Here is an 11,744-nt window from a genome sequence, read left to right on the forward strand (position 1 = left end):
GATTTCCCCAACAGTGCAGCGGATAGGCTGCGCCTCAGTCCAGAGCCGGTATGCGTGCTTTCTGGAATTCGTAGCCACCGCCAACCGCTCGGCCTCCCGGCGGGCCACCGCCACCGGGTCGGGCGGCGCATAGTCGCCGGAGGTAATGCCTGCCGATGCCAGAACATCAGCGAAAGCGCAGCCAAGCCGCTTGCAATGGGCCAGCAGTTGCCCGCCCTGCCCATCGTGCAGGGTCAATGCATTCTGGTCCTTGCGCCGCTCGGGCTGGCACACAGGGCACGGGGCGGTGCCATAGCTGCTATGCCAGCGCCCACCTAGACTCTGGGTCAAATCGCGTGCGTCCGTCATTGGCTTGCCGCCCAAATAATGGCAGCGATGGCCTGTGCCTGCGCTTCGGTCAGCCCATGCAGGCGGCGAAGGTAAAGGAGTTGCAGCTGGGTCACTGCGCACCCCCTTTCCAGTCAGGTGCCGCCTGACAGCGCAAGACGTAGCGTGCGTGGTGCCCGGCGAATTCCCCGCCATGCGGTTCGGTGATGGTTTCAATTGCCACCCCCATATCGCGAAGAGAAAACACATAGCCGCTCCACCGTGGCGCGGGTTCGGTGATGGGCGTGCAACCCGCCGCACCAGCGATGCGCAGCCGGTCAAGCGCCCACCGCACCCGGCCTGTGACCACAATGCGGAAGGGTTCGCCGATGATGGGCGTGACACGATAGGGCGTGCCCGCCTTGTTCGGGCGCGTAGTTTGCGCTATTTTCCGAGAGCCTTCCGCCGATGCATGGACAGGCTTTCCGGCCCCGGTCGCGCCCATCAGCGCGCCGGGGTTATTTTCGGCAACCATTGGTCAGGCCGCGCGGGTTTTTCGGCTATCAAGCCACCCGTTTATGTCGCTTTCGCGCCATGCGACCGCGCGCTTGCCCAGCTTGATTGGCAAGGGAAATTCGCCTTGCTTCATCCACTCGTAGAGCGTGGAGCGCGAAACGCCCACGCGGGCTTCGACTTCACGGCGGCGCAAGACCGTCGTTGGTGTTCTATGAGGTAACAGTTGGGTCAAGGTGTGTCCTCTTCGTTCACAGCGTCGTTGTTTAAGACGCAAGGTCGTGCGACGAATGAGATTGGAAGGGACCGATTCTTTCCAACCCCGCTCTGTATGGCTTTGGCGAGCCATGCAGAGCGTACGCTTCCGGCGCACCCGAATCCGTACAGGAACAAGATGGCAGGCACCGGTCTAACAAGCAAAATATATAATCTTGTGGATGACCTGTGAAATCGCAAGATATAGTGCGGGCTTTGATTTTCCGCAGCATATTTGGCGCTATGCTATGCGAATAACTTTATCAGTCGGTGAAGTTTCGCTCCGCAAGAAGGCTCCCCACGCCGCCATCATGTCCCGCCGCCGGTCGAGCATATCCGACCGCTGATAGGCGCGCTCCACCTCGGACCCGATGAAATGAGCCAGTGCGATTTCCGCCATGTCGCGGGGATAGCCGCGCTCCGCCGCCCATTGCCGGAACGTCGAGCGCAATCCGTGCGGCACTGCGGGGCGCTTGCTGGCCGGGTCGAGATAGCCCGGCGCGCCTGCCTTGACCTGCGCTTCCTGCATCCGCCGCATGACCGCTGACAGGCTCATGTCGGACAGCATCCCGCCCCGTGCCGCGAAGAACACATACGGGCTATCGTTCATCGTCGGCAGGCTTTCCAGCAGCGCCACGGCCTCGGGCGTCAGCGGCACGCGATGCGCGCGCCCGCCCTTCATCCGCGATGCCGGAATGGTCCAGAGACCGACACGCTTCGGGCGGGTTTCGTCGGTTGTGTCGGTTGTGTCCCGTGGCTCTATGCTGATTTCATCCCATGTCATGCCGCGCACTTCGCCCGACCGCGCGGCGGTCAGCGTCACGAATTCGAGCGCCCGCGCGGCCATCCCATCGCGCTGGGCAATGTCATTCCACCAAGCGGACACATCGCAAAGCGCCAGTGATGGATGGTTCTGCGCCTTCGCCACCTTGCCGGGGGCGGGTAGCAGTTCCTTGAGGTTCCCGCGCCACGCGGCAGGGTTGTCACCTTCGCGGTGCCCGGACACGGTTGCCCAAGTCAAAATCGCTTCCACCTGCCCGCGCAATTTCTTCGCGGTTATCGTGCGTTCGCGCCAATGGGGTTCGAGCATCCGCAGAACGTCCTTTGTGCGAATGTCCTGCACTGGCATGTTTCCCAGCGTCGGCACCGCAAGGCGTTCGATTGCGGACCGCCACTGCTTGCGGTGCTTGTCGCTTCTGAATTCGGAAAGCTTTGCCTCGGCATAAGCGTCCACGCATTCCGAGAATGTCAGCGGCTTGTTCTGCGCCGCGCGCTTTTCGGCCAGCGGATCGCCCCCGAGCATGGCCTTGCCCCGGTTCTTCACCGCCAGCTTGCGGGCGTCAGCCAGTTCCACGGCGGGCGGGCTGCCCAGCCCCAGTTCGCACCGCTTTCCACGAATTACGATGCGCTGCACCCATTGCTTCGCGCCGTTCGGGGCCACCCGCAGAAACAGCCCCTGCCCATCGAAATACTTGCCCGCTTCAGTCACGCTTTCCACGAACCGCGCAGACAGTGCCTTCTGTGGTCGCCTGATATTTTCGCGCCCCATTAAATCCCCCAATACATCCCCCACCGTAACGTGGAATTCATAGGATATTGCCGGAACACGCCGCACAAGGGAAGGTATTTTTTACCTTTATTTCATGGACATATTGCGCCCATGTCGGACAAAGTCAGAACACCACATGGCTGCCCTACGGGCTGCCAGCCATCTACGGCGAAACTCGGTTGGATGCCAAAGCATCACCGACCTCGAAAAATCTTAACGTGACTATTCGGGACGAATGCCTTTCTTAAGGCGTCCGTCCGTTATGCTCCGCGATTGGGTCACGGTGCATCCTGACATGGCTGCTACACAACAGCCTGCCCCTGCGCAGCGCCTTGAGTGTTGTCCCGCAAAGCCGCGCGGCCTATACCCGTCGCCTGAAGGATTTCATTGCAAAACGGACTCGCGATAGCATGGCGCACGATCCCGCAACGCAGGCTGCAAAGGCAAAGGAAAGCAACCCGTGGACGCGGCGCGCGATCCTTGGGTTGGTTCAGGTGTCGCGGCTGCTGCCCTACCGTCTTCGGGTGCCGGTGATCGGTTGGTTGATGGCTTACGGCTTTGGACCCATTGCAGGCTATGGGAAACGCGTTCGTGATAACCTCGACTTCGTTCTGCCGGACTTGCCCGAGCCAGAGAAACGCGCCCTGTGCCGTGCTGTGCCTGCCAATACAGGTCGCATGGTGGCCGAGATATCGTCGGGGCAGCACTTCATTGACCAGGTCGCAACAATTCCAATGCAAGGCCCCGGCCTTGCCGCGCTGGACGACGCCCGCGAAGCAGGGCGGCCGATCATCGTCGTCAGCGGACATTTTGGCAATTTCGATGCAGCCCGCTGTGCCCTGGCGCAACGCGGCCATCAGATTGGCGCGCTCTATCGTCCTGTTGATGACCCGACGCTGGACAAGCTGTTCCACGATGTCCTGACGCGCATCGCCGCCCCGGTTTTTCCGCGTGGGCGCAAGGGTCTTGGAAATATGGTCAGGTTCCTGCGCAAGGGCAACGCAGTGGCGATCCTGCTGGACCAGTACGTGCATGGGGGCGCACCGCTTACCTTCTTTGGCAAGACAGCCCCCACCTCCCTGTCGGCCGCAGAAATGGCCCTGAAGTACGACGCGCTTCTGGTACCTGTTTATGGGATCCGTCGAGGAACAAGCTTCGATATCGTAGCCGAGGCCCCGATCCCACATTCTGACGCCATGACAATGACCCAAGCCATCAATGACAGCCTCGAAGCACGTGTACGCGCGAATATGGACCAATGGCTCTGGATTCACCGACGCTGGAAACCAGAAATTCAATCCAGCCTTGCTGCGGACAACACGTCACCCAACCCTGCGGATTGAACCAGAACAGCACCTGACATCGCATCGCTTTTCGGCGTCGCTGGCACAGCAAACTCTGCCGCACTCTGGCCGCTCCATTTTCCGATTTCGATCCAGTCGGTCACGATATTGGTATAGGTCATTGCTTTTCCGGCATTTTCTCCGCGCTCAATCTGCACGTTCGCAACCGGAATAAACCGCACCAGAATGATGTCAGTGGGGCGATCCAAACTGTCCAGAGGGGTCACTCGTACGGTCAATGCCCCATTGTCCCCTGTCTGAAGATCGATCCGAACCTTCGGACGAATCGCCTTCTCTGCCGCAATCGCTGCCAGCACCTTTTCAGGCTTGTACCCGGCGACTTCAAAATGACCGCCAACAATCATCTGGGGTGTATAAACCATCCGCCGACCGGCATTCCGCGCATAGGTCTTTTGCCGCTTGCTAAAGGCCGGATGGGCAAATTCGTCAGTCCACCCGATGTAATCCCAATAATCGACATGCAAAGCGAGTGGTAAAACATCCGTGCGTTTGGACAATTCGGCCAAAAGGGCGTCTGCGGGTGGGCACGAAGAACACCCTTGCGATGTGAACAGCTCAACCACCACAGGAGCGCGCGGCGGCTCGGTCTGCGCGGCGACGGCACCCGCCGTTACTGTGGCGACTGCTGACCACAATCCCAAAAGTGCTGCGCCTGCCAGATGCCGCATAAAAGACCCCTTCCCGGTTGGTGTGTGCGTAACCTAAGCGAGCATGCCGCGCTGAGCCAATCACCGTTTCGAGATTATGGTGTCAGAACGCACAAGACGGTTAAAGGCGGGCCTCGGCGAGAAAGTTGCAAAGCGCATCACACTTGATCGATACAGATACAATGAGCATATCGAAATTAGCTCAACTCCGCTGAACATCGGGAGATTCAAAGCCATGACGATCATTGTTGGACAAGATTCCGCCAAGACACGCAAAACACTTACCGTCGAAGGCGAGAATATCGCCTATTATTCCATACCAGCCGCCGAAGCTGCCGGATTGGGGGATTTTTCAAAACTGCCCGCCGCCCTGAAGGTCGTGCTGGAAAACATGCTCCGCTTCGAAGATGGCAAGACGGTCACCGTCGATGACATCAAGGCGTTCGCAGAATGGGCGCGCCTCGGAGGCAAGAACCCACGCGAAATCGCCTACCGCCCTGCCCGCGTCTTGATGCAGGATTTCACCGGCGTTCCGGCTGTTGTGGACCTTGCAGCCATGCGCGACGGCCTCAAGGCGCTCGGCGGAGACCCTGAAAAGATCAACCCGCTGAACCCTGTCGATCTGGTTATCGACCACTCGGTCATGATCGACGAATTCGGCAACCCGCGTGCCTTCCAGATGAACGTTGACCGGGAATACGAACGCAATATCGAACGCTACACGTTCCTCAAATGGGGTCAGAAGGCGTTCAACAATTTCCGTGTGGTTCCGCCGGGAACCGGCATTTGCCACCAGGTGAACCTGGAATACCTGTCGCAAACCGTCTGGTCGGATGTGGACCAAAACGGCGAACAGGTGGCCTATCCCGACACGCTCGTGGGCACCGACAGTCACACCACCATGGTCAACGGCGCGGCCGTTCTGGGCTGGGGCGTGGGCGGCATCGAAGCAGAAGCGGCCATGCTCGGCCAACCGATTTCCATGTTGATCCCCGAAGTCATCGGGTTTGAACTGACCGGCGCGATGATGGAAGGCACCACCGGCACCGACCTCGTTCTGAAGGTGGTCGAAATGCTGCGCGCCAAGGGCGTTGTCGGAAAGTTTGTCGAATTCTACGGCGCGGGCCTTGATAACCTGCCGCTGGCAGATCGCGCGACCATCGCCAACATGGCCCCGGAATACGGCGCAACCTGTGGCTTCTTCCCTATCGACGGCGAAACCCTGCGCTACTTGCGCAATACCGGCCGCGACGACGCGCGCATCGCCCTTGTCGAAGCCTATGCTAAGGAAAATGGTTTCTGGCGCGGCGACGATTACGCGCCGATCTACACCGATACCCTGCATCTCGACATGGGAACCATCGTTCCCGCGATTTCCGGCCCCAAACGCCCGCAGGATTATGTGGCCCTGACCGACGCCAAAGCGGCGTTCGAACGGGAAATGAAAGAGACGTTCAAACGCCCCATGGGCAAAGAGGTGGCCGTAGAAGGCGAAGATTACACCATGTCCTCGGGCAAGGTCGTGATCGCGTCCATTACGTCATGCACCAACACGTCCAACCCATATGTGATGATCGGTGCCGGGCTTGTTGCCCGCAAAGCCGCGGCGCTTGGTTTGAACAGCAAGCCTTGGGTGAAAACCTCTCTCGCGCCCGGCTCACAAGTCGTCTCTGCCTATCTCGAAGCGGCTGATTTGCAAAAAGATCTCGATGCCATCGGCTTCAATCTTGTGGGCTATGGGTGTACCACCTGCATTGGCAACTCCGGCCCACTGCAACCCGAGATATCATCGGCGATTGCCGAAGGGGATCTGGTCGCAACAGCCGTTCTGTCGGGCAACCGCAATTTTGAAGGGCGCATCAGCCCCGATGTGCGTGCCAACTATCTTGCCTCACCGCCGCTTGTGGTGGCCTATGCACTGGCCGGAACGCTCGATATCGACTTGACGTCTGAACCCATCGGCACAGGCAGCAACGGCCAGGACGTCTTCTTGAAAGACATCTGGCCAACCACGCATGAAATCGCACAGATGGTCGAAGACACCGTCACCCGTGAGGCATTTCAATCGAAATATGCCGATGTCTTTAAAGGCGATGACAAGTGGCAAAGCGTCGAAACGACGGACAGCCTGACCTATGACTGGCCGACATCGTCCACCTATGTGCAAAACCCGCCCTATTTCCGCGACATGTCGCCCGAAGCTGGAACGATCAGCAACATAGATGGCGCCAAGGTTCTGGCAATCTTGGGCGACATGATCACAACAGACCACATCAGCCCCGCCGGTGCGTTCAAAGATACGACGCCAGCTGGCAAGTATCTCGTGGAACGTCAGGTGCCAGTGCGCGAATTCAACTCCTACGGTTCGCGGCGCGGCAACCATGAAGTGATGATGCGCGGCACCTTCGCCAATATTCGCATCAAGAACGAAATGCTGGACGGCGTCGAAGGCGGCTATTCAAAAGGCCCGAACGGCGAACAGATGTCGATCTTTGACGCGGCCATGGCCTATCAGGATGCAGGCGTGCCGCTGGTCATCTTCGGCGGCGAACAATACGGCGCAGGCTCGTCCCGCGACTGGGCCGCCAAGGGCACCAACTTGCTGGGCGTAAAAGCTGTCATCGCTGAATCGTTCGAACGCATCCACCGGTCCAATCTTGTCGGCATGGGTGTCATTCCGTTTGAATTCACCGGGGGCGACACCCGCAAATCTCTGGGCCTCACCGGCGACGAAACCGTGTCGATCCATGGGCTGGAAGGCGATCTCAAACCGCTGTCCGAAGTGCCCTGCACGATCACGATGGGCGACGGGACGGAAAAAAAGATCCAACTCAAATGCCGGATCGATACCGCCATCGAAAAGGAATACGTCGAGAACGGCGGCGTGCTGCACTACGTGCTGCGCGACTTGGCAAAATCAGCCGCTTGATTTCATCCTACAAGCGAATCACACGCGCGCCAGCCTCACAGCTGGCGCGTTTTGGTTTGTCTGGTCCTCACAATCCGCCAACTGCCGGAAAGACGTGGCGATTGCTGGGCCTGCTGGAGCAAGATAGTGAACAAAAAATAACCAAAAACCGGCCTCCGAAACTAAAAATATCGTTAAAGACGAAATTTTTTTCACGACGTGCCGCTAGGGAATGTATTAATAAAGATGAGGGCGTGGGCGCGTCCTTGACCGATTCTTAGGTATTTGGAGCTGTTAAATGGAAATTTCTCGACTGTTAAAAGGCGCCGTGACGGCATTGGGCTTGTCCCTTGCCTCCATATCGGCGCATGCCGCACCAGTATTGGACGGGGGCTGGTTCGGCGACGACGTACAAGACACGAACACCGCTTCTGACTTTTCACCTTACACATTCACGTTGCTGGCCGACGCTTGGTTTCGGATTACCGACGCGTTCCTCACCGGCGACAAATACACAGTGTTTGAAACAGGCTCGACCACACCCCTCCTGACAACAGCGCTGTTTGGCTTCTCATCCGGGTTTGGTGACAACACAACCGCAGATTTTGGTTGGACCAGCGCGTCGCATGAAAGCGCTGAAATCCTCCTGTCCGCTGGCAGCTATAGCCTAGAGGTTTTTGGTGACTGTGGCGGCGGGTGCCCTGCAGGGTTTTACACACGCCTCGACTCGGCCATGCCAACTGTTCCGGTCCCTGCGGCTCTTCCGCTCCTGTTGGGCGGCATCGCAACCATGGGTGCCTTGCGCCGGACCAAACGCAAAAGCTGACATCCCACATGACACCCCGGTGGTGCTACCCGGGTTGCATGCTGTGATAACAACAGAAACCCGCCTTTCTTGGCGGGTTTTTTTACGTCTTTCACGCTCTGTCAGAGATGTAACTTGGGCTACGAGCCACCCGCCTCGGCGATGGCTGGGCGTATGGTGTTTTCAAGAACGCTCCGCGTGATCGGTCCGGCAAAGCGTAAGACAACCGTGCCCTGTCCATCGATCACAAATGTCTCGGGGACACCGTACAGGCCCCAGTCAAGCGCCATCCGGCCCGATGCATCCGCACCCACCGCAACATAAGGATCACCCAATTCCCGCAGGAACCCCAGCGCCTTGTCGCCCTCATCCTTGTAGTTCACGCCATAAATCGTGACGCCCTCCGCCGCCAGTTGTTCCAGCACAGGATGCTCCACCCGGCAGGGCGCACACCAACTGGCCCAGAAATTCACCAACTTCACCCCTGGCGCGCGCAGGCTGGCCGCATCGAAACTTACCTTGTCACCCAACGGCGTAACGGCCACAGCAGGCGCAGGTTGCCCGGCAACCGCCGATGGCAACGCATCTGGATCATCTCGGAACATCCCGAAATAGAACAACGCCGCAAGAGCCGCGAAAATCATCGGCGGCAAAGCCACAAGGGGCTTGATATTAGCCATTTTTCTGTTCCCGCTTCGCCTCAATCCGGCGCAATTCCGCGCGCACCTTTGCGCTTTGGCGAAGGCTGAACCACACCAACCCGGCAATCATCACCAAGGATACGGCATAGGCCGATGCGACCTCGGCCGCGTATTTTCCAAGATCTGGTATCATCCCATCCGCTCCCGGTTCATCAGCGCTTGAAGACGCCGCTTGCGGATTTCGGTCCGTGTGCGCAGCAGCACCAGAGCAAAGAACAGCAACACGAACCCGGCAATAGACACCAGCAGCGGGTGATAGAACACGTCGGCCACGTTCTCTTCCTTGTCCAAGCTCAGCGACGCACCCTGATGCAGCCCTTGGTTCCAGAACAGAACCGCATAGCGCGACAAAAGCGCGAAAACCGATCCCACCAAGCACAATACCGATGTCAGGTCCGCCGCAGTGTCCGCATTTTCCACGGCTTCCCAAAGGGCCATGTAGCCTAAATAGAACAACGCCAAAATCAGAAACGACGTCAACCGCGGGTCCCACGCCCACCAGGTGCCCCACATCGGCTGGCCCCAGATCGCCCCGGTCACCAGGGCAATCACCGTCATCACCAACCCCACGGGCGCCGCCGCCCGCGCTGCCAGCGCGCTCACATGGTGCCGGCGCACCAACCAGATCAACGACGTGACCAGCATCATCAGCCACGCATTGATAGCCATCAGCGCGGCAGGCACATGCAGATAGATGATCTTGACCGTGGACCCCTGCCGATAGTCATCCGGCGTGAAGAAGAACCCCCAAATCAGGCCGACGACAAGGCACAGCGCACTCAGCCCAGCCGCCCAAGGCAACATGGCCCCGCTGACCTGCATAAATTTCTTCGGGTTGGCATATTCCCAGAGCGATTTCATACGCGAATATTTAAGGGCCGCAGGGTCGTCTTGCACGTCACAATCCCTCCAAGTGTTAGCGCAAATTGACGCGGAGAGCCGCCGCCGCCGCAAAGGGCATCAGCGCGCAGCATGCAAAGCTGATGCCAGCCATCAAAGCCAGCGGTGTGTTCACAGCCATCCCCTCTGCCCCGCGCCGCGCCGCCTCAGCGCCGAAAATCAGCGTCGGTACATAAAGCGGCAACACCAAAAGCGACAACAAAAGCCCGCCCCGGCGCAGCCCCACGGTCAAGGCCGCGCCAAACGCGCCGATCACACTCAGTGCAGGTGTTCCAAGCGCAAGCGAGATGACCAGCCAGACAAAGCCTTGCCCCGGCAGGTTCAACATCACCCCCAGAACAGGGGCCATCAGCGTCAAGGGCAACCCCGTGGTCAACCAATGGGCCACCGCCTTCACCCCAACCACCGCCTCCAGCGGGATCGGCGCCGTGGCCAGCAAATCAAGCGATCCATCTTCGAAATCCAACGCAAACAGCCGGTCAAGCGACAGCAAACACGCCAGCAGCGCCCCAATCCACAAGATACCGGGCGCAATGCGGGTCAGCGTGGCCGTGTCAGGGCCAACCCCGAACGGCACCAAGACCACAACGACAAGGAAAAATGCCAGTCCAAGGCCAAACCCGCCGCCCGCGCGCACGGCAATTGCCAGATCACGGCGTAACAACGCGATCATAAAAAAGCCTCGTCGCTGTCAAACTCTGCTGCGCCAACGCCGGCAGCCGCGCGATAGGGGCCAAGGTCCAGCACACGCGCCTCTGTCAGACCCAGATCGATATGTGTCGCCATAACCGCAGCGCCGCCGCCCGCCAGATGAGTGCGCACCGCTGACGCAAACAAGGCGACACTCGCCGCGTCCAGCGACACCGTCGGTTCGTCAAACATCCACACAGGCCGCCCGGTGACCATCATCCGCGCCAGTCCCAGCCGCCGCTTTTGGCCCGCCGACAGGTTTTGTGCCGCACGGCTTGTCAAACCTTCAAGGTCAAAGGCCGCAATCGCCGGCGCAATCTCGCTTCTGCCAAAGATACGCGCCCAGAAATCAAGGTTCTCGGTGACGCTCAAGGTCGGTTTCACACCGTCCGCATGTCCCGCATAGGCCAACACATCCTCGCCCACATGCACCTCGCCTGCGAGGGGCGGCTGTAAGCCGGCCAGCGTGCGCAGCAGCGTCGTCTTGCCAATCCCGTTCGGGCCCCGCAAAACCAACGCCTCGCCAGCGTTCAAAGCGAAAGACAGCCCTTCCAGAACCGGAACACCGCCGCGTGCAATGGCAAGGTTCGACACGCTCAGCACGTCGGGGCCCCGATATTACGCATGAAATGCCTGACAGGCAGAATGTGCCCGGAAACCGCACAATCAGGGCACACAGCATGCCCTGAACCGGCGCCGCACAGTCCGAAGGTCTGGCTCACGCGACGGGCCGTGCCGCAAGCCCGATGCGCCGCCCTTCGGACAGCAGCACGTTATATGTGCGGCACGCCGCAGGGCTGGCCATGATCTCGACCCCGATGCCAGTCTCTTCCAACGCAGCGCGCAGATCGGCCGGAATGTGCGCAATCTCGGCCCCGGTTCCAACAAGCAGAACATCCACAGACCCGGATAACGCCAACAAAGGGGCCGCATCGTCATACCCGCCCCAAACCGCCGGGGTCAGACCCGGCGCAACCAGCAAGCCACCCGTGACAACCTGCCCGCCCACGCGGAAAAAGCCCGGACCATAGCCATCAATCGGCGCACCGTCCGAATAGTCTACCTCGTTCAGTCGCATCAACGGTCTCCCTATCCCGGCGGCGCGG

General features: G+C 59.6%; 13 protein-coding genes and 1 pseudogene. 3 read left to right on the forward strand and 11 right to left on the reverse strand.

Annotated features, from left to right (window positions below):
- The 4 genes and pseudogenes from E2L05_RS12805 to E2L05_RS12820 all read right to left on the reverse strand — a co-directional run.
- Window positions 1-330: pseudogene (locus E2L05_RS12805) on the reverse strand (DUF7146 domain-containing protein); the annotation flags it as partial.
- Window positions 331-439: 109 nt separating this feature from the next.
- On the reverse strand, window positions 440-841 hold the full coding sequence (locus E2L05_RS12810; RefSeq protein WP_243721971.1) for a winged helix domain-containing protein: 402 nt from the start codon (window positions 839-841) through the stop codon (window positions 440-442).
- A gap of 3 nt (window positions 842-844) precedes the next feature.
- Complete coding sequence (locus E2L05_RS21100; protein WP_243721972.1) at window positions 845-1,054, reverse strand: helix-turn-helix transcriptional regulator; 210 nt, start codon at window positions 1,052-1,054, stop codon at window positions 845-847.
- Window positions 1,055-1,315: 261 nt separating this feature from the next.
- A complete protein-coding gene (locus E2L05_RS12820; protein ID WP_133343302.1) occupies window positions 1,316-2,623 on the reverse strand; it encodes a tyrosine-type recombinase/integrase in 1,308 nt (435 codons plus the stop codon).
- A 410-nt stretch (window positions 2,624-3,033) separates the two neighbouring features.
- Between E2L05_RS12820 and E2L05_RS12825 the strand changes: the two genes are divergently transcribed.
- Window positions 3,034-3,966 (forward strand): lysophospholipid acyltransferase family protein, encoded by a 933-nt coding sequence (locus E2L05_RS12825; protein ID WP_133343303.1) that lies wholly within the window; start codon window positions 3,034-3,036, stop codon window positions 3,964-3,966.
- Here E2L05_RS12825 and E2L05_RS12830 read toward each other — a convergent pair.
- Window positions 3,918-4,655: a DUF1223 domain-containing protein gene (locus tag E2L05_RS12830; protein WP_133343304.1), complete on the reverse strand. Its 738-nt coding sequence runs from the start codon at window positions 4,653-4,655 to the stop codon at window positions 3,918-3,920. The two genes, E2L05_RS12825 and E2L05_RS12830, sit on opposite strands and share 49 nt — an antisense overlap.
- Before the next feature lie 214 nt (window positions 4,656-4,869).
- On the opposite strand from E2L05_RS12830, the gene acnA reads away from it, so the two are divergent.
- Both acnA and E2L05_RS12840 read left to right on the forward strand, forming a co-directional pair.
- The gene (gene acnA, locus E2L05_RS12835; RefSeq protein ID WP_133343305.1) at window positions 4,870-7,563 is read left to right on the forward strand and encodes an aconitate hydratase AcnA; all 2,694 of its coding nucleotides are present in this window, start codon (window positions 4,870-4,872) and stop codon (window positions 7,561-7,563) included.
- Between the two features lie 277 nt (window positions 7,564-7,840).
- Complete coding sequence (locus tag E2L05_RS12840; protein WP_133343306.1) at window positions 7,841-8,368, forward strand: VPLPA-CTERM sorting domain-containing protein; 528 nt, start codon at window positions 7,841-7,843, stop codon at window positions 8,366-8,368.
- A 119-nt stretch (window positions 8,369-8,487) separates the two neighbouring features.
- Here E2L05_RS12840 and E2L05_RS12845 read toward each other — a convergent pair whose 3' ends face one another.
- From E2L05_RS12845 to E2L05_RS12870, 6 genes are all read right to left on the reverse strand, one after another.
- Window positions 8,488-9,027 (reverse strand): DsbE family thiol:disulfide interchange protein, encoded by a 540-nt coding sequence (locus tag E2L05_RS12845; RefSeq protein ID WP_133343307.1) that lies wholly within the window; start codon window positions 9,025-9,027, stop codon window positions 8,488-8,490.
- A complete protein-coding gene (ccmD, locus tag E2L05_RS12850; protein WP_133343308.1) occupies window positions 9,020-9,181 on the reverse strand; it encodes a heme exporter protein CcmD in 162 nt (53 codons plus the stop codon). Before ccmD ends, E2L05_RS12845 begins: the two co-directional genes overlap by 8 nt.
- Window positions 9,178-9,909 carry a heme ABC transporter permease gene (locus tag E2L05_RS12855; RefSeq protein WP_133343338.1) on the reverse strand — a complete coding sequence of 244 codons (732 nt, stop codon included), beginning with the start codon at window positions 9,907-9,909 and terminating at the stop codon, window positions 9,178-9,180. Before E2L05_RS12855 ends, ccmD begins: the two co-directional genes overlap by 4 nt.
- 55 nt (window positions 9,910-9,964) lie before the next feature.
- A complete protein-coding gene (gene ccmB, locus E2L05_RS12860; RefSeq protein WP_133343309.1) occupies window positions 9,965-10,621 on the reverse strand; it encodes a heme exporter protein CcmB in 657 nt (218 codons plus the stop codon).
- A complete protein-coding gene (ccmA, locus tag E2L05_RS12865) occupies window positions 10,618-11,241 on the reverse strand; it encodes a heme ABC exporter ATP-binding protein CcmA (protein WP_133343310.1) in 624 nt (207 codons plus the stop codon). Before ccmA ends, ccmB begins: the two co-directional genes overlap by 4 nt.
- 115 nt (window positions 11,242-11,356) lie before the next feature.
- A complete protein-coding gene (locus E2L05_RS12870) occupies window positions 11,357-11,716 on the reverse strand; it encodes an Mth938-like domain-containing protein (protein ID WP_133343311.1) in 360 nt (119 codons plus the stop codon).
- Between the last annotated feature and the right edge of the window lie 28 nt (window positions 11,717-11,744).

It is taken from the genome of Meridianimarinicoccus aquatilis (genome assembly GCF_004358675.1).
GTDB classification, from domain to species: domain Bacteria; phylum Pseudomonadota; class Alphaproteobacteria; order Rhodobacterales; family Rhodobacteraceae; genus Meridianimarinicoccus; species Meridianimarinicoccus aquatilis.

Coding starts and splice junctions, on each gene's coding strand:
- E2L05_RS12810 (WP_243721971.1), bottom strand. CDS start 841: ATGGTTGCCGAAAATAACCCCGGCGCGCTGATGGGCGCGACCGGGGCC.
- E2L05_RS12820 (WP_133343302.1), bottom strand. CDS start 2,623: ATGGGGCGCGAAAATATCAGGCGACCACAGAAGGCACTGTCTGCGCGG.
- E2L05_RS12825 (WP_133343303.1), top strand. CDS start 3,034: ATGGCGCACGATCCCGCAACGCAGGCTGCAAAGGCAAAGGAAAGCAAC.
- E2L05_RS12830 (WP_133343304.1), bottom strand. CDS start 4,655: ATGCGGCATCTGGCAGGCGCAGCACTTTTGGGATTGTGGTCAGCAGTC.
- acnA (WP_133343305.1), top strand. CDS start 4,870: ATGACGATCATTGTTGGACAAGATTCCGCCAAGACACGCAAAACACTT.
- E2L05_RS12840 (WP_133343306.1), top strand. CDS start 7,841: ATGGAAATTTCTCGACTGTTAAAAGGCGCCGTGACGGCATTGGGCTTG.
- E2L05_RS12845 (WP_133343307.1), bottom strand. CDS start 9,027: ATGGCTAATATCAAGCCCCTTGTGGCTTTGCCGCCGATGATTTTCGCG.
- ccmD (WP_133343308.1), bottom strand. CDS start 9,181: ATGATACCAGATCTTGGAAAATACGCGGCCGAGGTCGCATCGGCCTAT.
- E2L05_RS12855 (WP_133343338.1), bottom strand. CDS start 9,909: ATGAAATCGCTCTGGGAATATGCCAACCCGAAGAAATTTATGCAGGTC.
- ccmB (WP_133343309.1), bottom strand. CDS start 10,621: ATGATCGCGTTGTTACGCCGTGATCTGGCAATTGCCGTGCGCGCGGGC.
- E2L05_RS12870 (WP_133343311.1), bottom strand. CDS start 11,716: ATGCGACTGAACGAGGTAGACTATTCGGACGGTGCGCCGATTGATGGC.